The sequence below is a fragment of the bacterium genome (genome assembly GCA_035559435.1).
Classification (GTDB): domain Bacteria; phylum Zixibacteria; class MSB-5A5; order WJJR01; family WJJR01; genus JACQFV01.
On record DATMBC010000043.1, the window covers coordinates 26807 to 46689 of the forward strand.

Annotated in this window: 18 protein-coding genes, 1 tRNA gene and 1 riboswitch; of the genes, 16 read left to right on the plus strand and 3 right to left on the minus strand. The window is 63.2% G+C overall.

The window, feature by feature from the left end; translation table 11 throughout:
- Positions 1 to 3 precede the first annotated feature (3 nt).
- The 9 genes from VNN55_04775 (at position 4) to VNN55_04815 (ending at position 8849) form a co-directional block, all read left to right on the plus strand.
- Complete coding sequence (locus VNN55_04775; GenBank protein HWO56863.1) at positions 4 to 357, plus strand: hypothetical protein; 354 nt, start codon at positions 4 to 6, stop codon at positions 355 to 357.
- Positions 354 to 1223: an SCO family protein gene (locus VNN55_04780; GenBank protein ID HWO56864.1), complete on the plus strand. Its 870-nt coding sequence runs from the start codon at positions 354 to 356 to the stop codon at positions 1221 to 1223. The genes VNN55_04775 and VNN55_04780 overlap by 4 nt, the downstream gene beginning before the upstream one ends.
- A 14-nt stretch (positions 1224 to 1237) precedes the next feature.
- Entirely contained in the window at positions 1238 to 2194 is a 957-nt protein-coding gene (coxB, locus tag VNN55_04785) for a cytochrome c oxidase subunit II (GenBank protein ID HWO56865.1), read from the plus strand.
- 2 nt (positions 2195 to 2196) lie between these two features.
- Positions 2197 to 3816, plus strand: a complete 1620-nt coding sequence (gene ctaD / locus VNN55_04790; GenBank protein HWO56866.1) for a cytochrome c oxidase subunit I — start codon at positions 2197 to 2199, stop codon at positions 3814 to 3816.
- Between the two features lie 7 nt (positions 3817 to 3823).
- On the plus strand, positions 3824 to 4471 hold the full coding sequence (locus VNN55_04795) for a cytochrome c oxidase subunit 3 family protein (protein HWO56867.1): 648 nt from the start codon (positions 3824 to 3826) through the stop codon (positions 4469 to 4471).
- 7 nt (positions 4472 to 4478) lie between these two features.
- Positions 4479 to 4901 (plus strand): cytochrome C oxidase subunit IV family protein, encoded by a 423-nt coding sequence (locus tag VNN55_04800; protein HWO56868.1) that lies wholly within the window; start codon positions 4479 to 4481, stop codon positions 4899 to 4901.
- Positions 4902 to 5473: 572 nt separating this feature from the next.
- Positions 5474 to 6406 (plus strand): COX15/CtaA family protein, encoded by a 933-nt coding sequence (locus VNN55_04805; protein HWO56869.1) that lies wholly within the window; start codon positions 5474 to 5476, stop codon positions 6404 to 6406.
- A complete protein-coding gene (locus VNN55_04810) occupies positions 6399 to 7025 on the plus strand; it encodes an SCO family protein (GenBank protein ID HWO56870.1) in 627 nt (208 codons plus the stop codon). The genes VNN55_04805 and VNN55_04810 overlap by 8 nt, the downstream gene beginning before the upstream one ends.
- Before the next feature lie 189 nt (positions 7026 to 7214).
- Positions 7215 to 8849: a S8 family serine peptidase gene (locus VNN55_04815; protein HWO56871.1), complete on the plus strand. Its 1635-nt coding sequence runs from the start codon at positions 7215 to 7217 to the stop codon at positions 8847 to 8849.
- A 147-nt stretch (positions 8850 to 8996) separates the two neighbouring features.
- On the opposite strand, the gene VNN55_04820 is transcribed toward VNN55_04815, so the two are convergent.
- The 3 genes from VNN55_04820 to VNN55_04830 form a co-directional block, all read right to left on the minus strand.
- The gene (locus VNN55_04820) at positions 8997 to 9236 is read right to left on the minus strand and encodes a dockerin type I domain-containing protein (protein ID HWO56872.1); all 240 of its coding nucleotides are present in this window, start codon (positions 9234 to 9236) and stop codon (positions 8997 to 8999) included.
- 153 nt (positions 9237 to 9389) lie between these two features.
- A tRNA-Leu gene (locus tag VNN55_04825) sits at positions 9390 to 9475 on the minus strand.
- 92 nt (positions 9476 to 9567) lie between these two features.
- Positions 9568 to 11358, minus strand: a complete 1791-nt coding sequence (locus tag VNN55_04830; GenBank protein HWO56873.1) for an ATP-binding protein — start codon at positions 11356 to 11358, stop codon at positions 9568 to 9570.
- Between the two features lie 158 nt (positions 11359 to 11516).
- Here VNN55_04830 and VNN55_04835 point away from each other — a divergent pair, with 158 nt between their 5' ends.
- From VNN55_04835 to VNN55_04865, 7 genes are all read left to right on the plus strand, one after another.
- Positions 11517 to 12143 carry a thermonuclease family protein gene (locus VNN55_04835; protein HWO56874.1) on the plus strand — a complete coding sequence of 209 codons (627 nt, stop codon included), beginning with the start codon at positions 11517 to 11519 and terminating at the stop codon, positions 12141 to 12143.
- 498 nt (positions 12144 to 12641) lie between these two features.
- Positions 12642 to 12804: riboswitch (FMN riboswitch) on the plus strand.
- A 153-nt stretch (positions 12805 to 12957) separates the two neighbouring features.
- On the plus strand, positions 12958 to 14187 hold the full coding sequence (gene ribD / locus VNN55_04840; protein ID HWO56875.1) for a bifunctional diaminohydroxyphosphoribosylaminopyrimidine deaminase/5-amino-6-(5-phosphoribosylamino)uracil reductase RibD: 1230 nt from the start codon (positions 12958 to 12960) through the stop codon (positions 14185 to 14187).
- A 15-nt stretch (positions 14188 to 14202) separates the two neighbouring features.
- Positions 14203 to 14832 carry a riboflavin synthase gene (locus VNN55_04845; protein HWO56876.1) on the plus strand — a complete coding sequence of 210 codons (630 nt, stop codon included), beginning with the start codon at positions 14203 to 14205 and terminating at the stop codon, positions 14830 to 14832.
- A gap of 61 nt (positions 14833 to 14893) precedes the next feature.
- Positions 14894 to 16186, plus strand: a complete 1293-nt coding sequence (locus tag VNN55_04850) for a bifunctional 3,4-dihydroxy-2-butanone-4-phosphate synthase/GTP cyclohydrolase II (protein ID HWO56877.1) — start codon at positions 14894 to 14896, stop codon at positions 16184 to 16186.
- A gap of 38 nt (positions 16187 to 16224) precedes the next feature.
- Positions 16225 to 16689: a 6,7-dimethyl-8-ribityllumazine synthase gene (gene ribE / locus VNN55_04855; protein HWO56878.1), complete on the plus strand. Its 465-nt coding sequence runs from the start codon at positions 16225 to 16227 to the stop codon at positions 16687 to 16689.
- 87 nt (positions 16690 to 16776) lie between these two features.
- Positions 16777 to 17202: a transcription antitermination factor NusB gene (gene nusB / locus VNN55_04860; GenBank protein ID HWO56879.1), complete on the plus strand. Its 426-nt coding sequence runs from the start codon at positions 16777 to 16779 to the stop codon at positions 17200 to 17202.
- A gap of 6 nt (positions 17203 to 17208) precedes the next feature.
- The gene (locus tag VNN55_04865) at positions 17209 to 19824 is read left to right on the plus strand and encodes a DUF2723 domain-containing protein (GenBank protein ID HWO56880.1); all 2616 of its coding nucleotides are present in this window, start codon (positions 17209 to 17211) and stop codon (positions 19822 to 19824) included.
- Positions 19825 to 19883 lie beyond the last annotated feature (59 nt).

A 19883-nucleotide genomic window follows, 5' to 3' on the forward strand; every position in this document is an offset into this window, starting at 1 on the left:
CCCATGACCACCGTTCACGATCACACGCCGGGGGAGACCGGTTACGAAAAGACCGACGTCGCCGTCGGACGCGTCGCGCTCATCACCGGCGCGGCGGTGGTCTTCACCGTCGCCGTGATTGTGGTCCTCTTCCAGTTCTTCTGGGTGGAGAAGGAAGAGCAGTTCCAGACGGCGGTCTACGCCCCCGTGTCGGTCACGTTGCGCGAACTGCGCGCCCGCGAGGAGGCCGAGCTGTCCAGTTATGCCCTCCTCGATGACTCGCTCGGCGTCTACCGCATCCCCATCGACCGCGCCATGCAGTTGATGGTCGATGAGGCCTATGCCCGCCGCGCCACAGGAGGCGGTGAGCCGAAGTGAAGCGGCGCATCCACAGCGCCCGGCAATGGGCCGGATGGGGCAGGGGGCTCGCTCTCGCGGCCGCGCTCGCGGCCGGCCTTGCGCAGCCGGCGGCCGCGCAGTTGATCCAGGACAGCGTGCCGGAACTGCGTAAAATCGACATCGTCGAGCATCTCGGCGACACCATCCCGCTGGATCTGCCGTTTGTCAACGACGCCGGCGACTCGGTGACATTGCGCCGGTACTTCGGGCAGGGGAGGCCGGTTCTCCTCACGCTGGCCTACTCCGACTGCCCAATGCTCTGCTCGATTGTGCTCAACGGCCTGACCAACGGCGTGCGCGACATCGACTGGCATCCCGGCGGCGAGTTTCTGATGCTCACCGTGAGCATCGATCCCACCGAGACGGTCGCCATCGCCGCGGCGAAAAAGCAGCGCTACCTCGAGTCGCTGCCGAAGGCCGAGGCCGACGGCTGGGTGTTCCTGGTCGGACCCGAGTCATCATCGAAGGCGTTGGCCGACGCGATCGGCTTCCGGTACTACTACGACGCCGAGCGCAAGCAGTATGCCCACCCGGCCGGGGCATTTGTGATCGCCGAGGATGGGATGATCTCGCGCTACCTCTACGGCATCGACTTCAAGCCGCGCGACCTGTCGTTCGCGCTGATGGAAGCATCGAAGGGCAAAATCGGCAACACCATCGACCGGATCATTCTCTACTGCTTCCACTATGACCCGGACGCCAAGGGGTATGTCCTCTTTGCCGGAAACCTGATGAAATTGGGCGGCGTCCTCACGCTGCTGCTTCTGGGCAGCTTCCTGTGCCTCCAATGGTGGCGCGACTGGCGCCGTTCACGCGCCCCGCGGGAGGCGTCCTCGACAACGTAGCCCGACACCCGGATATGGACACCACCCGATCCCTGTTTCTCCCGCCGCAGGCCTCGACCGTCGCGCCCGACGTCGACGCGCTTTTCAACTTCCTGTTGTGGATGTCGGTGGCGTTTTTCGCGCTGATCATGACACTGACGGTGATCTTTGTCGTCAAGTACCGCCGCCGCGGCGCCGCCACCCTCACTCCCGGCCTGCACCACAACACCGCGCTCGAGATGACCTGGATTGTCATCCCCCTGATCCTGGTCGGCATCATCTTCGTCTGGGGCTTCCGCAGTTTCATGGCGCAGAACGTCGTGCCCAAGGACGCGATGGAAATCAAGGTCTCAGGGCAGAAGTGGTTTTGGTCGTTCACCTACCCCGACGGCCTGGTGATGATCGACACGCTGGTCGTTCCGGCCGGCAAGCCGATCCGTCTTTTGATGTCGTCGCAGGATGTGATCCACAGTTTCTTCGTGCCCGATTTCCGCATCAAGCGCGATGTGTTGCCCAACCGCTACACGATTGCCTGGTTTGAGGCGCCCAAGCCCGGCAACCACAACCTCTTCTGCGCCGAGTACTGCGGCAAGGAGCATTCGGGCATGATCGGCGAAGTGCGCGTGCTCGGCGAACGCGAGTATGCCCAGTGGCTCGAAACCGCCGCCTTCGCCGGCGAGGGGATGGCGCCGGAGGAATACGGCGCCAAGTTGTATGTCTCGAAAACCTGCGTCACCTGCCACAGCAACGACGGCAAGGCGGGGACCGGGCCGACCTTCGTGGGACGCTTCGGCAAGGAGGTCGCCCTGCAGAAGGGAGGAGCGGTCCTCATGGATGAGAACTACATCCGCGAATCGATCCTCAACCCGCAGGCGAAGGTCGCCGCGGGGTACCAGCCGGTGATGCCGACCTTCCAGGGGCTGCTCAAGGCCCATGAGGTCGATGCGCTGGTCGCATTTATCAAGTCGCTCAATCCGTCGACGGGACAATAGGCATGGACACACTGCGACCCGCACAGAATTATCTCAACGAGCCGCGCGGCTGGAAGTCCTGGCTGTTTACGCTCGATCACAAACGCATCGGGATCATGTATCTGGCCGCGATCCTGCTGGCCTTCCTGTTGGGCGGGATCTTCGCCCTGATTGTGCGCCTGGAGCTGCTGCGTCCCGGCGCCGATTTGATGAGCGCCGACACCTACAATAAGATGTTCACGCTCCACGGCGCGATCATGATCTTCCTGTTCATCATCCCCTCGATCCCGGCGGCGCTGGGCAACTTCGCGCTGCCGCTGATGATCGGCGCCAGGGATGTCGCCTTCCCGCGGCTGAACCTCGCCAGTTGGTGGGTCTATGTCGCCGGGACCATCATCGCGCTCTACTCGATCTTCGCCGGCGCGGTCGATACCGGCTGGACCTTCTACACGCCTTACAGCACGCAGACCACCACCGCGGTGATCTCGATGACCTTCGCGGCCTTCGTGCTCGGGTTCTCGTCGATCTTTACCGGCATCAACTTTATCGTCACGGTGCACAAACTGCGCGCCCCGGGGATGACCTGGTTTAAAATGCCGCTGTTTGTCTGGGCGCTGTATGCCACCGCGATCATCCAGGTGCTGGCCACCCCGGTGCTGGGCATCACGCTTTTGCTTTTGATCTTCGAGCGGCTCTTCGCGATCGGCATCTTCGATCCGGCGATGGGCGGCGATCCGGTCCTCTACCAGCACTTCTTCTGGTTCTACTCCCACCCGGCGGTCTACATCATGATTCTGCCGGGCATGGGGATCATGTCGGAACTGGTCGCCACCTTTGCCCGCAAGACGATCTTCGGCTACCGCTTTGTCGCCTTTTCGAGCGTGGCGATCGCCCTCATCGGCTTTCTGGTCTGGGGGCACCACATGTTCACCTCCGGCCAGTCGGAGGCGGCGTCGATGGTCTTCTCGGCGCTCACCTTCCTGGTCGGGATTCCGTCGGCGGTGAAGATCTTCAACTGGCTGACCACGCTCTACAAGGGGCAGATCAGTTTTGAGACGCCGATGCTTTATGCCCTCTGGTTTCTCTGCACCTTCACCATCGGCGGCCTGACCGGCATCTTCCTCGGCGCGCTGGTGGTCGATGTCCATCTGCACGACACCTATTTCGTCGTGGCCCACTTCCATTATGTCATGATGGGCGGCACGGTCATGGCCTTCCTCGGCGGCATTCACTACTGGTGGCCGAAGATGTTTGGGCGGATGTACAGCGAGTTCTGGGGACGGATCGCCGCCGTGCTGGTCTTTGTCGGCTTCAACGGCACGTTTTTCCCGCAATTCGTCATGGGCGCGCAGGGAATGCCGCGCCGCTACTTCGACTATGTGCCGGAGTACGGCACGATGCATGCCGCCTCGACCGTCGGCTCATGGATTATGACCCTGGGCTTTTTGATCATGGCGACCTACCTGATCGCCTCGTTCTGGCGCGGCAAACCGGCTGGCAACAATCCGTGGGGCGCGCTCTCGCTGGAGTGGACCACCACCTCGCCGCCGCCGCCGCACAACTTCGACAGCCAACCGGTTGTGACCCATGGGCCGCACGACTACGACAAGATCATTGCCCCATCCACACTGGCGGGACGGTAGCACAACGATGAGCGACACGACCGGACATCCGGCCTACCTGGCCCACCACTTCGCCGACGCCGAGCAGCAGCGCGAGTCGTCGAAACTCGGCATGTGGATCTTTCTGGTGACCGAGATCCTGCTTTTCGGCGGGCTGTTTTGCGCCTACACGATCTACCGCTCATGGTATCCTCAGATGTTCCTCGACGCCCACCGGGCGCTCGATGTGACCATGGGCGGGATCAACACCGTGGTGCTGATCACCAGTTCGCTCACCATGGCGCTGGCCATCCGCTGCATGCAACTGGGGCAGCGCCAAAACACCCTGCGTCTGCTGTGGGCGACGCTGCTTCTGGCCGGCGTGTTTCTTGTGATTAAGTACTTCGAGTATGCGCACAAGTTCCATTTGGGCCAGCTGCCCGGCAAGTATTACACCTACACCGGCGTCGAAGGCACCAACCCGCACATCTTCTTTTCGGTCTACTTTCTGATGACCGGACTGCATGGCCTTCACGTGATCGGCGGCATGGGCGTGATCGCCTGGATGATCCGACGCACCGCGCGCGGCGACTTCTCCGCCGACTACTATACGCCGATCGAGATGACCGGTCTCTACTGGCACCTGGTCGATTTGATCTGGATTTTCCTGTTCCCGCTTTTGTACCTGATTGGATAGGACGACGATGAGCGCACCGAGCACCGCCCGCCATTCCCATACCATCCCGCTGCGGGTCTATCTGACCGTGGCCGCGTTGCTGTTGGTCATGACCGCGGTGACCATCGCGGTCTCGTTTGTGCACCTGGGCGCGCTGAACATCGTCGTGGCGTTGGCGATTGCCGGCTTCAAGGCGCTTTTGGTCGCCTTCTTTTTCATGCACCTCTACTACGATAATAAGTTCTACTTCATGGTGTTTGCGATCGCGCTGTTGTTTCTGGTCATCTTCATCGGCTTCACCATGATCGACACCACACGCCGCGCCGATTTGTATCCCGAAGTGGGCCGTCCGATTCAGGTGCCCGCATCCATTTACAACCGGCCCGCCGATTCCGCCGCCGCCCATCCGGCCGACTCCGCCGCCGACACCACCGCCCCGGCCACCCATTAGGCCGCGAATGCGCTAACATGGCGCGGTTGGAGCCAGGGCAGGTCTCACACCTGCCCCTACGATGAGCGCCAAATGGCGCGGGCGCTCATCCGCGGTCCATCGACAGGACAATCGTCATTCCAAGGTCATGGCCCGGAGCCGCAGCCGCAGGGTCATGACCGTGGAATCTTTGTTGCCCCCGCTGCCCGCCGGACAACGGGCTTTCAGCCTCTTGCAAACCCCCGATTCGCTTGTCCCGCCGAAAAAGATTGCTTCGTCGGCCTTACCCGCCTTCGGCGGGTGAGGCCTCCTCGCAATGACGCTGGGACGCAGTTTCCGCGAGGCCAACGCGACGGCGCTGGAAGAGACTCCCGGGAGCCGACCGCAGTGGCGGAATGTCCGGGCTCCTGCCCCACCGCGTCATTGCGAGGAGGAGTCGGCCGGAGGCGGACGACGACGAAGCAATCTTTTTAACTTCACCAGGAATCTGGCAATTTCAGCAGACTGCCGATCGCGGCACCGCGCAATAATCATGGACACGGCCCGCGCAACCCATTGATTTCCCCCCATTCCGACTGCGAGGCGATGACGCGATGAACCGACTGCGCTCCTGGGCTCTGGCCGCCACGTTGGCCACCTTCTTCCTGATCTTCGTCGGCGGGTTGGTGCGTGTCTCCGGCGCCGGTCTGGGCTGCCCCGACTGGCCCAAATGCTTCGACCGCTGGATCCCGCCGACCAGCGTCGAGCAACTCCCGCCGCACATTGATCCATCCACCTTCAACGTCACCCTCGCCTGGATCGAATACATCAACCGTCTGATCGGCGTCACCATCGGTCTGTTGATCCTGATCACTGCGATCCTGGCGATTCGTCATGCGCGGCGTCACCCACGCATCCTCTATCCCGCGCTGCTGTCGCTGGCGCTGGTGGCCTTCGAGGGCTGGCAGGGGGGAGAGGTGGTCGGCACGAAGCTGGCGCCGTTTGTCGTCACCGTGCACATGGTGATCGCCTTCATCCTCGCCAGTGTCCTGATTCACCTGACGCTGCAAGTCCACTGGCATCTGCATCCGCTCGCGCCCGATGCCCGCGCCCGCGCCGTGTCGCGCTGGACCTGGCCGTTGTGGATCATCGCGATCGTGTCGGTGGGCATGGGCACGCAGATTCGCAGCGACATCGAGACGTTGGCGGCCAACAATCCGAACGAGACGCTCGGCGCGCTCATGAATCAGGTCGGCTGGATCAAGCTGGGGCATCCGCTGATCGGCGGCGCGCTCCTGATCGCGACCTGGTGGGTCGGCTTGCGCATCATCTGGAAAAGCGGGATTGCCCTGCCGCTGGTGCAACGCTCCGCCTGGGCGTTCATGATTCTCTCGGCGGCGCAGATGTTTCTCGGGCTGGCGCTGGTCGCCGCCGACATGCCGGCGGCGTTACGTGTCTTGCATCTGTGGTTATCGAGTTTTTATGTCGGCGCGCTGGTGGTCCTGCAACTCTCCCTGCGCCGGCTGGCGGAGGCGCATCATGGCTGACATCCAACGGCTCCCCGGACGATTCGTCATCTTTGCGATGGGCGGCTTGCTCATCATCGCGCTGGTCGGCGCCTACATGGTGCATCTTTCCAGCCGCGACCGTCTGGCGTTGCCCGTGATCGCCGCGGTGCCCGACTTCACGCTGACCGAGCGCGACGGCTCCCCGTTTACGCGGGACAGTCTCATGGGCAAAATCAGCGTCGTGGATTTTATTTTCACCCGCTGTCCCGGCGTCTGCCCGGTGATGGCCGACCGCATGAGCCGCCTCTACAAACTCTTCGAAGGGCGCCGCGACATTCAATTTGTCTCGATCACCGTCGATCCGGAGTATGATACTCCCGAAGTTCTGCGCGAGTATGCCGCCCGTCAGGGCGTCACCGACCGCCGCTGGCTCTTCCTGCGCGGCGACACCGCCGCCGTCGCCGCCTTAAGCGAGAAGGGCTTCCTCCTGCCCACCGGCGCGCTCCCCGAAGGCCACTCCAGCAAGTTCGTCCTCGTCGATGCCCGCGGCCAAATCCGCGGCTACTATTCCACCGAGGATGAATCCAGCCAACTCCTCCTCCAGCATCACATCCGCGCCCTTTCCACCGCGATGAAGCAATTTCCCGGCGGGGTGTGAAGGTGGCGCGCAAAAGCCCGGATTTGCAATCGGTTACGTTCCACGCTCCGACTAAAGCACAAAATCTTCAAAAAAGTGGGAGATCCAGTGACAGGATCTGTCAGTGTGGGGATTTAGTTTTTGCCGCAGGACCAGAAAGCCCCATTTTGTGGGGGGTATCCGAGTCCGACCATGCTGGGAGGTGGCTACATGAGACAGATCGTCTTGCTCTGTGCGCTTGCGTGCGGATTAACGCTCCATCCGGGGACCGTCCAATCGGCAATTCACGAGCATGATCCGCACACGCTGATCGTGAAGTTCGCCCCATTCATTAACGGAACATCCCTCGCGCGAGGGCTGAACAATGCAAAGAGTGCGGTGCCAGCGTGGCTGGGGCCTCTCGTACAGGCGGGGATTGACTCAATCGCTCCTCTGTTCCCTATTCCTCCCAAGGGACTGACCAACCGAGCGCTGTACGATTCGCTTGATATGGCGCAGTACTTCGTTGCCACGATTCGCTATCCCAATACCCCACTCAATGTCAAAGATAGCCTTTCTGGTCGTGATGAGATCGCGGAAGTAGAATTAAATGTCTCCCTCTCCCGCCAAGAAGCGGATGCCACTCCGAACGACCCTATTTACCCATTGCAATGGCACTATGCGGCGATTGACCTGCCTGCTGCATGGGACTTAACGACCGGCTCTGGCAACATCACCGTGGCCGTTTTGGACGATGGAATCCAATATGACCACCCCGATTTGCAGGGGGTCTTCAAGACAAATGAAGTGGAATATGGAGGAAACCTCGGGGTCGACGACGACGCAAATGGGCTTGTCGATGACGTACTCGGGTGGGACTTTGGAGATGACGACAACAATCCGGCGCCCGGAACAACGGAGGACACTCATGGAACGCACGTTGCCGGGACTATAGGTGCTTTTACGAACAACGGGATCGGGGTCGCAGGTGTAGACTGGGGCTGTCTGGTGCTTCCAATCAGAGTGTTCAACTCGCTTTCGGGGAGTGCGTCTTCAGACGACGTGACGATCGCCATCTACTACGCAGTGCAAATGGGGGCGAAAGTGATCAATATGTCACTTGGTGGGTACGCTTACCATCAAGCGCAGGATGTGGCCGTGCATTTCGCATACAACTCGGGCGTTCTATGTGTCGCCGCTGCCGGCAACGACGATTCCTCCAGAGTAATCTACCCAGCGGCTTCTGATTGGGCTCTGGCCGTCGGTGCGACGGAGGAAACGGACGCACGGTGGTGGAACAGTAGCCAGGGATCGAATTATGGCTTTCAACTTGACGTGGTTGCCCCTGGACATCAGGTCTGGTCGACCGTCCCGACGTGGTACTTGAATCCCCCATACGGAGTCAAGTCGGGCACATCGATGGCTACTCCGCACGTAAGCGGACTCGCGTCACTTCTGCTTTCAATCCGACCGACACTCTCACCCGACAGTCTCTATTTCTTTATCGCTGCCGGAGCAGAGGATAGAGTTGGTCTCAGTTTTGAGGATGTAGAGGGATGGGACCCGTACCACGGCTGGGGGCGTATCAACGCGGCCAATTCCATACGATTGGCGCTCGGCCAATGTGTCTGCAAGTGCGGGAATGATCCGAACTGCGACCACGTGATTTCCAGCGTTGCGGATGTGGTTGAGACGGTGAACGTGGCGTTCCGGGGAGGGACGCCAGTCTACGACTTCGGTTGCCCCCGCCAACGCACGGATTTTGATGGGAACGGCGCTACGTCGGTGGCGGACGTAGTGCGCGTAGTGAATGTCGCATTCCGCGGCGGGACGACCGCGGCCAATTTTGTGGCTCCGTGCCCCTGAAGTGTGACCTGGGGAGCGGAGGAAGAGCATCAAGCCCGCCGCTGCAAAGTGCCTCCCGGTGCCGGGTTGTTTACCAACGCGTGGGTGATCATGACGTGTTCCGAGCCCGCGGTCACGCAAGCCCACGGAATCTCACACGAATCCCCCTCACGGTCCCGGCGGCGGGCCACTGCGGAAGACGTGGTTGATCAGGCGCGCGACATCGAGCGGGTCGGCGGCCACACCGTCGCTGTTGACATCGGCGATAAACGGCGGTTCGGGCAGCGACTGCGCGCGAAATGCCACCGCCGCCACTGCGACCACATCGACGACATCGAAGGCGCCATCGGCATTCAAATCGCCGCGGCGGTCGGTTGTCGCAATCAGCTTCAGCGCCGCCGGGATCACGGATACCCGGAAAGCAGGTGGTGTCGCCGGGATCAAGGATTTGTTCGCGGAAGACGTCGATGCGTTATTGCCCCTGTTTGGGGGCAGGGCAGCGACCTGGTCATCAATCGCGAGGCGTGTTTCGAGGGGGGGAACTATCCGGGGCAACAAAAATGCCGGAGGTCGGAATCGAACCGACACGGGATTTAGGTCCCACCGGATTTTGAGTCCGGCGCGTCTACCAATTCCACCACTCCGGCAGTTGCGTCCGGCCCTGTTGGACCGGGGCGGAAGAATAATCGACCACAGAGGGGAAGTCAACGCGGCGAATGCGCCGTCCGCGCGCGGCGGATCAGGCCAGCGCGCCCACACCCGGCGCGGGGATCGGGGTCGGGCATGCGGGGAGAACCACCAGGAAGGTCGAGCCCTGCGGTGTCGAGGATTGCAGGATGAGACTGCCGCCATGCGAGACGACGATCTTGCGCGCCAGCGCCAGCCCCAGGCCGGTGCCGGCGTCCTTGGTGGTGTAGAACGGATGGAAGATGCGTCCCTGCTCGGCCGGCGCGATGCCGGACCCCTGATCGGCCACGCTGACCACCCAACGCCCGCCGTTGGCGGTCTGATGAGCGATCGCGATCGAAATCCGACTTCCCGGACGCGAGGCCTCGATCGCATTCTGCAGAAGATTGACGAACACCTGCTTGAGCAGCAGTTCATCGCCGCTCACACACGGGGCCTGTTCGGGCCGCGACAGCGTCTCGATCTGCACCCCCGCCGCATCCGCCTGCGCGCGCACCGCTCCCGCGGCCGAATCGAGCAGTTCGCCCAAGTGAACAGTGTGCTTCTCGGCATGCAGCGGACGGGCGAAGTCGAGGAAGCGGCTGATCATGTCCGAAGTCTCGGCGGTCTCGTTCAACAGCCCTTCGGCCCAGTCGCCCAACTGCCCCTCCTCCGGCACTGATTGACGCAGGAGACGTCCATAACCCAGGATCGCCGCCATCGAATTGCGCAGCTGATGCGCCAGCCCGGCCGCCAGTTCGCCGAGGTCGGCCAGGCGCTGATTTTCCGCTACTTCATCCTGCAGTTTCTTGATCGCGGTCAGATCGGTGAGCAGGATGCTTAAGCCGACGGTCTCGTCGGTGTCGCTTTTGATGCACGAAGTGTTGATCCCCAGGTAGATCGGCTCGGCCCCCTCGCGGTCGACACGCAGTTCGTGCCGCGAGAAGACTTCGCCGCGCTCCAGCCCGGCCGCGAACATCTCCAGCAGATTGTCCGCCAGCCCCGACTGGGTGTAATGCCGTCCGATCATCGCCGCCGCCGGCATGCGCAGGATCAGTTCGGCGGCGCGGTTGAAGCGCAGGATTTCGCCCTGTTGATCGAGGATGATCATGCCGGTGGTCATCGACGTGAGGATGTATTCGTTGAAGCGCTCGACATCGCGGGCGCGCCGCTCGGAGTCCAATGCCCGCAGCTCCATCTGACCGGCCTGGCGCGAGAGCTTGTGCACCAGATGATCGAAGGTGGCCATCACATACTCAGGGTCCTGATCGCTCCCGTCGGGGCCGGGCGGAATGACGCCGCTTTCGACCAACGCCGCCGAGCGCCGTCGCATGTCATGGAAGGGGAGGAGCACCAGGCGGTAAAACAGGATCGTGAACAGCACAAACGAGGTCAGCAGGATGCCGCGCAGCCACAGCTCCAGACGAAACTGCCGCCACAACCCCGCCACCGCCGGCGTGGCGGTGACCAATTCCGCGCGCACCGGATGGCCATCCCAAATCTCGGTCACCACCAGCGCGCGCACGCCGTGGCGCTGACGCGCCTCCTCCGGCACCGGCGGGATGTGCGACACCGAGTCCCAGCCGGGACGGCGACGGCTGTGCATCGAGGTGGCCAGGTAGTACCAGTTGCCGCCCGACGTGTCAGGGAGAAAGGCGGCCAAACGCAAATGCTGCAGGGCATGACCGTCGACCAGAGGCGACACATCCAGATCGGAGTAGTCGGGCGTATTGGTGCGCAGCCAGGCCTCCGCCAGCGTCGCGGCCGCTTCCTGCAGCCGCGTGTCGGCACGTTGGATCTCGCTGTCGACCAGGCGCACGATGAGCAGCAGGGGGGAGACCTGGCTGACCAGGATCAGGGCCACCAGGAAGAAGAATACCCCTTTGAGGTTACGGGTGAATGCCGTCGACCGTGTCCGCCCTGCCTCAGTATGTGATTGCGGCGGCCACGCCGGTTGCGTACCCGTATGATCACGGACATGCGCCATCCTTAACGATTATCGGCGCATTCGTCCGACGGCTTATGCGAGGGAACATCAGCTTTGGCGCGTTGCTCATCCTGCTTCTGGGGGTGGCGCTCTCCGCCTGTGGCAAAAAGAGCCAGCCGCCGGCGGAGGAGGGGGTGACCGTGGTCGGCGTCATCGACGGCGACACGGTCGAACTGGAGGACGGGCGCACCATCCGTCTGGTCGGCATCGACACCCCCGAGCGCGGCGACACCGACTACGATTCCGCCTCGGCTTTGACCCGAAGGCTGGTTCTGCGCAAGCGGGTGCGTTTGGAGTATGACCGTGATCAGACCGACCGCTATGGACGCACCCTCGCCTTCCTCTGGACGGGGGACCAGTTGGTCAATCGCGAGATTGTCCGCGCCGGATGGGCCTGGTGCTACTTTTTCGAAGGCAACCTGCGCCATTCGCGCGAACTGTTGCTGGCGCAGCATGAAGCGATGGAGGCCCATCGCGGCCATTGGAAGAATCCGCAGACCGAGACCGCCGAGTACTATCGCGCCTCGTTTCTGTTCTACCGCTTCCACCGCCCCGAATGCAAGAGCATGGACAACGTCGATCCCGATCTGGAGGTGGTTTACTACTCCAAGGATTCGGCGTTCTACGATGGCTACGCCCCATGCAGCCGCTGCACGCCGTGATTTGATCTGTCGTAAAAGGTGAGACGATCCGCGCCGGTCTCAAACCTGCCCCGACGGTCGATGGAACAGGGACTTGCCAGGTGCGGATACGACATGCCCAACCCCTGTCATTCCACGGCCGCCGATACGACATGCCCACCCCCCGTCATTCCAAGGCCGGCGGAGGCGGTGTAGCCGCCGGCGCCGAACTTGGAATCTTTTTTCGTGTGAAGAAAGTGTCGCCCCTCCGGGCTTTCTCCTGCAATTGTGGGCAGGGCCGAGACCCATCCCGGCTGTCGATGAATCGGGAGGACGATCCGCCGCGGCGGAGAGTCTGCCCTCGGTCGCGACCGGAAAAGAGCCGGCTCGGCAGGAGCCTCGCCCTCGGCCGGAGCGCTCTCATGATCAATCCGCGCGACAGAGGGTGTTCAGCCCCTTGGTTTCCGCACGCTCACCCTGTCAATTCCTCCCCAACACCCCTTGACCAACTCACGATTTGCCACGTACATACTCCCGACAGAGGGCCTTCGGGGCGAGGTGAAATTCCTCGACCGGCGGTATAGCCCGCGACCCGTCCCGCGCATTACCCATTCTGGGGCGGCTGAGCCGGTGAGATTCCGGCGCCGACGGTTCTTCCGATCTGCAAACGATCGGGACACAGTCCGGATGGGAGAAGGCAAGCGCCAGATTAGTTGGCGTAATACGTTGCGATGCAATGCCTTATGGCGTTTTGAGTAACGAACGCTCTAAGTCAGGCCATCCCGCGTTTCAGCCCCGTCCGCCCGCACCGGGTCTTCGGGATTGAAACGCGGTTTTCGTTTTTGAGGATTCGACCGTGACGATAGATCAACAGGCACTGGATCGTCAGTGGATGGCCGAGGTCATTGCGCTGGCGGAGCATGGCGCCGGCCGCACCAGCCCCAATCCGATGGTCGGCGCCATTGTGGTGAAAAATGGCCTCGAGGTCGGCCGCGGCTGGCACCAACGGGCGGGCGGCCCACACGCGGAAGTGATCGCGCTCGAACAGGCCGGGGAACGCGCCCAGGGCGCCACGCTCTATGTCAACCTCGAGCCCTGCTCGCATTTCGGCAAGACTCCGCCCTGCGTCAAAGCCATCCTCGATGCCGGCATCGCCACCGTGGTCTGCGCGATGGAAGACCCCAACCCGCAGGTCAACGGCAGCGGCATCCGCCATCTGCGCGCGCAAGGGGTGGGGGTGCGTGTCGGCGTGTTGCGGCGCGCGGCGATGCGTCAGAATGAGGCGCACATCAAGTTCTCGGTGACCGGCCTGCCGTTGATCACGCTCAAGATCGCGCAGACGCTCGACGGCAAGATCGCCACGCTCGGCGGACGTCGGGAGATGGTCACCGGTCCCGAGGCGCGGCAGTTTGTTCACTCGCTGCGCGCCCGCTACGATGCGGTCCTGGTCGGACGCAACACCGTGGCGCTGGATGATCCGGCGCTGACGGTGCGCGAGGTGCCCGGACGCGATCCGTTGCGGCTGATCCTCGACTCCTGGGGACGGATCCCGCTCGGCGCCCGGGTGTTCAGGGAGAACGCCGACAAAAAGACGGTGCGCGTCGGGTTGTCGATGGGCAAACGCCCCGACACCTCGCCGCACCCCGATTGCTTCGACTGGTACCTCGACCATGACGATCGCCATCAGGTCGATCTGCACCAGATGCTGAAGAAGGCCGCCAGCAACGGCATCACCAGCATCCTGGTGGAGGGCGGCGCCGAAGTGTTCGGCTCCTTCATCCGCGAACAGTTGGCCGACAAAGCGCATCTGATCGTCTCCACGCGTCTGCTCGGCGCCGGCGGCATCGGATCGACCGGCAAGTGGAAGGCGCCGTCGCTGGATGCGGCGGTGAGGCTGATCGATTCGGATGTGCGCTGGCTGGGACGCGATTTGCTGATTACCGGCTATCCGGATTATGGCCCCGAATCCAGCGAGCCGCCGCTCGTTGCGCCTGAACCGGATGTCGAATCGGCGACGAATGCCGGGCCGGCCGGGGTCATCGTCGAGGAAGAAACCAGCGCGCCGCAGCGCGCCGAGGAGCGATAGTCTCGTTAAGCGACCATGTTCACCGGCCTGGTTTCCGATATCGGCTTCGTCCGCGCCCTGTCTCCCTCCGCCGGCGGGATGCGCTGGACCATCCACGCTCCCCGCACCGCCGCCGAGATCAAGCCCGGCGATTCGGTCAACATCGCCGGCGCCTGTCAGACGGTGGAGACCGTGTCCGGCGAACTGTTCACCGGTACCTCCATTCAGGAAACGCTGAAGGCCACCAACTACGGCGACTGGACCGTGGGACGGCGGGTCAATCTTGAACTCGCGCTGCGACCGACCGACCGTCTGGGTGGCCACTTTGTGACCGGCCACATCGACACGACCGGAGCGGTGACCGACATCCGCGTGTCCCCGGCGGGGCACTGGGTCGATGTCCGCTTCGCGCCCCGCTTCGACCGCTGGGTGTTGCGCAAGGGCTCGATCGCCATCGAGGGTGTCAGTCTGACCGTCATGGACAAATCACCCGGCCTGTTGACCGTCTCCTTCATCCCGGAGACCGTCGCGCGCACCACGCTCGCCGACCTGCGCCGCGGCGACCGGGTCAATCTCGAGTTCGACATGCTGGTGAAGGCCGTGGTCCCCGATCCGGAATCATCCCGCCTCGACGAGCAGGCGCTTGTCCGCGCGGGTTGGAAATAGCGCGCCGTGGCCGAGCAACGCCGCGCATGAAAGGAATGTCGCAATGCAGGGAAGTCTGACCGTGAAGACCGCCACGCCACATCCGCCGGAGCCGGTCCGTCTCGATCCGATCGAATCGGCGATCGCGGCCATCGGCCGTGGCGAGATCATCATCGTGGTCGATGACGAGCACCGCGAGAATGAGGGCGATTTCATTCTCGCCGCCGAGCATGCCACCCCGGAGAAGATCAACTTTCTGGTGACCCACGCGCGCGGTCTGGTGTGCGTCGCGCTGGAGAAGACGCAGCTGGCCGCCCTTGATCTGCACCCGATGGTGCGTCATTCGAACGCCAAGATGCAGACCGCCTTCACCGAATCGGTCGACCTGATCGACGGGACCACCACCGGCATTTCGGCGGCCGACCGCGCGTTGACCATCCGCGCGCTGGTCGATCCGGGGACGCGTCCCGAGCACCTGGCGCGTCCGGGCCATGTCTTCCCGTTGGCGGCGGTCGACGGCGGCGTGTTGGTGCGCGCCGGCCACACCGAGGCCGCGGTCGATCTGGCGCGTCTGGCCGGGCTGCGCCCCGCGGGCGTGGTCTGTGAGGTGATGGACGATGACGGCTCGATGGCGCGTCTGCCGCGCCTGCGCCAGATCGCCGACCGTCACGGCATGCCGCTGGTCTCGATCACCGCCCTGATCGCCCACCGCCGCCGCAACGAGCGGCTGGTGAAGAAAATTGAGGAAGTCGACATGCCGTCGCAGCACGGCAACTTCCGACTGCATCTGTACGAATCGCTGGTCGACGGCGACCATCATGTCGCGCTGGTGCGCGGCGACGTGGCCGGGCGCGCGGATGTCCTCGTCCGGGTGCACTCGCAATGCCTGACCGGCGATGTCTTCGGCTCCGAGCGCTGCGATTGCGGGCAGCAGCGTGATGAGGCGTTGCGCATGATCGACCGCGCCGGCGCGGGCGTTTTCCTCTACATGCGGCAGGAGGGACGCGGCATCGGGCTGGCCAACAAAATTCACGCCTACCATCTGCAGGAAAATGGACTGGACACGGTCGACGCCAATCTGAAATTGGGATTCCCGGCCGACTTGCGCGATTACGGCCTCGGCGCTCAGATTCTGCGCGACCTGGGACTTTCGACCATCCGCCTGTTGACCAACAATCCGCGCAAGGTTGTCGGGCTGGAGGGATACGGACTGAAGATTGTCGAACGGGTCCCGATTGAGATTCCCGCGTCGCACAGCAACCGCCGCTACCTCGAAACCAAACGCGACCGCCTGGGCCATCTATTGTCGGTGGCGGAGGAGTCCGGCGCCGGGGAAGTCAACGGCGCCCCGTGGATCATCCCGGACCGCTGGTAGGATCCGGCGCGATCATCGCAAGGCACATTGGAGGCCACATGCCCACCTATATCGAAGGTCATCTCAACGCCGCCGGACGGAAGTTCGCCGTGACGGTCTCCCGCTTCAACCACTTCATCACCGATCAACTGCTGACGGGGTGCATCGACACGTTGGTCCGGCATGGCGCATCCGATGCCGACATCACGGTGGTGCGTGTGCCCGGATCGTTCGAGATTCCGCCGACGGTGCAGCGGCTGGCGAAATCGGGCAAGTACGACGCGGTGATCGCGCTCGGCGCGGTCATCCGCGGCGACACGCCCCATTTCGACTTCATCGCGGCCGAGGTTACCAAAGGGGTGGCGCAGATCGGGCTGGCGGGCGACACGCCGGTCATCTATGGCGTCATCACCACCGACACGCTCGAACAGGCGATCGAACGCGCCGGCACCAAGTCGGGCAACAAGGGCGCCGACGCGGCGCTATCGGCCATCGAAATGGCGGATCTGCGGCGGAAACTGTAAGCCGAGCTCTGTTGCAATCCCACTTCCCTCGCCGTACCTTGCCTTCCCAACGGCCCCGCCTGCGGGGCCGTTTTCGGATTTGACGCCATGAGCCGACGCCGTCAGGGGAGAGAGTTGGTCCTTGGATGTCTTTACGCCCATTTCTCCACCGGCGAGGCGGCCGAGGCGATCTTCCGCGCCCAGGCCGGGCGGGTCACCTATGACGCCGACACGCTGGCCTACGCCAAGCGGCTCTTCCTGCGCGCCATCAGCGAGGCGGAGACGATCGACCGCGTTATCCGCGACCGCGCCCTGAACTGGGATTTTGCCCGCATCGGCCTGGTCGAAAAGAACATCCTCCGCATGGGAATCGCCGAACTCTGGTTTTTCCCCGAAACTCCCGCCAAAGTGGTCATCGATGAGGCCGTCGATCTGGCCCGCGAGTTCGGCGCCGCCGAGTCGGGCACCTTCATCAACGGGATCCTCGACGCGGTGTATAAAGCGATGGACCAGGCACCGTCCGACAAACCCTGACCGACGATGCGCCGCTACTTTGTCGATCCGATCCTCAGCGCTCTGGGCGGTTTGGTTTTCCTGCTGACCACGGTGGTCTACCTGGCGACCGTCTCGCGCACGGTCTCCTTCTGGGACTGCGGCGAATTCATTGCCTGCTCCCACATTCTCGGCATTCCCCATCCTCCCGGCGCGCCGCTTTACATCCTGCTGGGACGCATCTTCGCGATGCTGCCGATTGCCGGCGACATCGGCCACCGGGTCAATCTGCTCTCGTCGTTTTCCAGCGCCGCGGCCGCCACGCTGGGATTCTTCGTCACCGCGCGGCTGATCACCTGGTGGTACTCCGACCGCTACCCCGATCCCAGGCTGGGCCCGACCGAGCGGTTGTCGGTCTACGCCGGGTCGCTGTGCGGCGCGCTGTTGTTTGCGTTTTCCTCGACCAACTGGAGCAACTCGGTGGAGGCCGAAGTCTATGGTCTCTCGATGTTCCTGATGATGGCGCTGATCTGGCTGGCGCTGATCTGGGCGCAAAAACGCGACGAGCCGGGCAGCGAGCGGTTTCTCATCGCCATTGCGCTCGTCGCCTTTCTCTCCATTGGCGTCCACATGACCGTCTTCCTGGTCATGCCGCCGATTTTCCTTTTGGTCGTGTGGCTCTCGCCGCAGTTGCGCCGTGACTGGCGCTTCTGGCTTTCCGGCGTCGTGATGTTCCTGGTCACCGTCAATGTCTCGCTCTTCCTCTGGTCCATGACCGGACTTCTGGCGATCACCGGCGTGGTCAGCGCTTATAGGCGTTGGGGACTGGCGCCAACGATCCTCACCGTCGTCCTGTGGGGCCTCGGCGGACTCTGGGCGCTGCGCACCGGCGAACCCTGGCCGGTCTTCCTGTCGGTTCTGGCCTGGGGGCTGGCAATCATCCCGTGGGTCATGGTCGGCACGGCCTGGCGGTTGTCATTCTTCCTGATTGTGGCCGCGCTGGTCGGCTATTCGACGCAGGCGTACATCCCGATCCGCGCCCAGCAGAATCCCTCGATAAACGAGAACGAACCGAAGGATTGGGATGCCTTCCGCGGCTTTCTTGAGCGCAAGCAGTACGGCACCGAGACGATGTTCGAGCGCGCGCTGATCCGTCGCGGTGAACTGGCCAACCAACTGGGACAGCATCCCCGCATGGGCTTCTGGGGCTTTTTTGACCGCCAGTACGGTTACAATGACCTTGCCTTTCTGCCGTTGTTCGGGCTCGGCATGCTGGGGGTCTACCAGTTGTTCCGCTCACGGCGCGCGCTGGGGATCGTCCTCCTGCTGCTCTTGCTGATCACATCGGTGGGGCTGGTCTGGTACATGAATTTCGCCGACGGCACCCGCTACAACGCGGCGACCCAGGATGCCTACCTCGAGGTTCGCGATCGTGACTATTTCTTCACGCCGGCGTTCATCCTCTTCGGGCTCGCCATCGGCATGGGCGGAGGGGCGCTGATCCGCTGGCTGGGCGGCGGGTCCGTCATCTGGCCGCTGGCCGGCGCGCTGGTGATCGCGTGTCTGCCGCTGCGCACCCTGCAGGCGAACTACCACGTCAACGACCGGTCGCGCAACTTTCTCGCCTACGACTACGCCTACAACCTGCTGGCCTCGGCCGACCCGGGGGCGATGTTCTTCACCAACGGCGACAATGACACCTTCCCGGTCTGGTGCCTGCAGGAAGTCTATGGGGTCCGTCGTGATGTCCAGATCATCAACCTGAGTCTGCTCAACACGCACTGGTACATCCGCCAGCTGCGCGATCTGCGCAAGGTGCCGATGGATCTGCCCGATGACAAGCTCGCGCGGATGGTGCACTACTATCGCAACGACGGCAGCATCCGCCGCGTGCAGGACCAAATGATCGACGCCATCCTGATGGCGAACAAGAACCGCATCCCGGTCAACTTCGCGGTGACGGTCACCGAAGGCAACCGCCGCTTCCGCGAGCAGTCGCTCGAACCCTACCTGGTGCTCACCGGCATGTCGTACCGATTGGTCGCCGACACCGGCACCGGACGAATCGATGTCGCGCGGCTCGACAGCCTGGTCTGGCAGGTCTACCAGTACCGCGGCGTCAATGACCCCACGGTGTACAAGGACGAAAACGGCGAGCGGATGACGGGCAGTTACCTTGCCGGCTTCTATTACCTGGGCGACACTCTCCGCCGCGCCGGCGATTTCGAAGGCGCCATCCGTCAGATGAAGCGCGCGTTGGAACTACTGCCGGGGCTGTGCGAACCGTACGTCTATCTGGCCCAGCTCTACACCGACACCCGGCAACCCGACAGCCTGGAAGCCCTCTATCCGCTGTCGCAGCGGGTGACCGCCGAGTGGGAGCGGGCGGCCACCGCCATCGGCTACTCGCTGCGCCGTCTTGGACGCGCCGAGCGGGGAGATGCCATCCTGCGCGACGTGTTGGCGCGCAACACCGCGTATGAGCCGGCCTACCGCACGCTGGTTCAGGCCTACTACGGCGAGCGCCGCTTCGATTCGCTGTTGGCCTTGATGGAGCGTTGGTCTCTCGCCAACCCCGGCGACCAGCAGACCCGGGTGTTGCTCGACTCGGTGCGCGTGCTGGCGCGGCTGCAGTCGGCGGCTCCGGCACCGACGCCCCCATAGCGCCGCCAAACTCTCCTTGGGCCAATTGCCCCGGGCCGTTAACTTTCCCGTCCCGTCGG

What these genes read in the sequence shown, in the direction of transcription:
- VNN55_04775 (HWO56863.1), top strand. Translation starts at nt 4, where the DNA reads ATGACCACCGTTCACGATCACACGCCGGGGGAGACCGGTTACGAAAAG.
- coxB (HWO56865.1), top strand. Translation starts at nt 1,238, where the DNA reads ATGGACACCACCCGATCCCTGTTTCTCCCGCCGCAGGCCTCGACCGTC.
- ctaD (HWO56866.1), top strand. Translation starts at nt 2,197, where the DNA reads ATGGACACACTGCGACCCGCACAGAATTATCTCAACGAGCCGCGCGGC.
- VNN55_04795 (HWO56867.1), top strand. Translation starts at nt 3,824, where the DNA reads ATGAGCGACACGACCGGACATCCGGCCTACCTGGCCCACCACTTCGCC.
- VNN55_04800 (HWO56868.1), top strand. Translation starts at nt 4,479, where the DNA reads ATGAGCGCACCGAGCACCGCCCGCCATTCCCATACCATCCCGCTGCGG.
- VNN55_04805 (HWO56869.1), top strand. Translation starts at nt 5,474, where the DNA reads ATGAACCGACTGCGCTCCTGGGCTCTGGCCGCCACGTTGGCCACCTTC.
- VNN55_04810 (HWO56870.1), top strand. Translation starts at nt 6,399, where the DNA reads ATGGCTGACATCCAACGGCTCCCCGGACGATTCGTCATCTTTGCGATG.
- VNN55_04815 (HWO56871.1), top strand. Translation starts at nt 7,215, where the DNA reads ATGAGACAGATCGTCTTGCTCTGTGCGCTTGCGTGCGGATTAACGCTC.
- VNN55_04835 (HWO56874.1), top strand. Translation starts at nt 11,517, where the DNA reads ATGCGAGGGAACATCAGCTTTGGCGCGTTGCTCATCCTGCTTCTGGGG.
- VNN55_04845 (HWO56876.1), top strand. Translation starts at nt 14,203, where the DNA reads ATGTTCACCGGCCTGGTTTCCGATATCGGCTTCGTCCGCGCCCTGTCT.
- ribE (HWO56878.1), top strand. Translation starts at nt 16,225, where the DNA reads ATGCCCACCTATATCGAAGGTCATCTCAACGCCGCCGGACGGAAGTTC.
- nusB (HWO56879.1), top strand. Translation starts at nt 16,777, where the DNA reads ATGAGCCGACGCCGTCAGGGGAGAGAGTTGGTCCTTGGATGTCTTTAC.
- VNN55_04865 (HWO56880.1), top strand. Translation starts at nt 17,209, where the DNA reads ATGCGCCGCTACTTTGTCGATCCGATCCTCAGCGCTCTGGGCGGTTTG.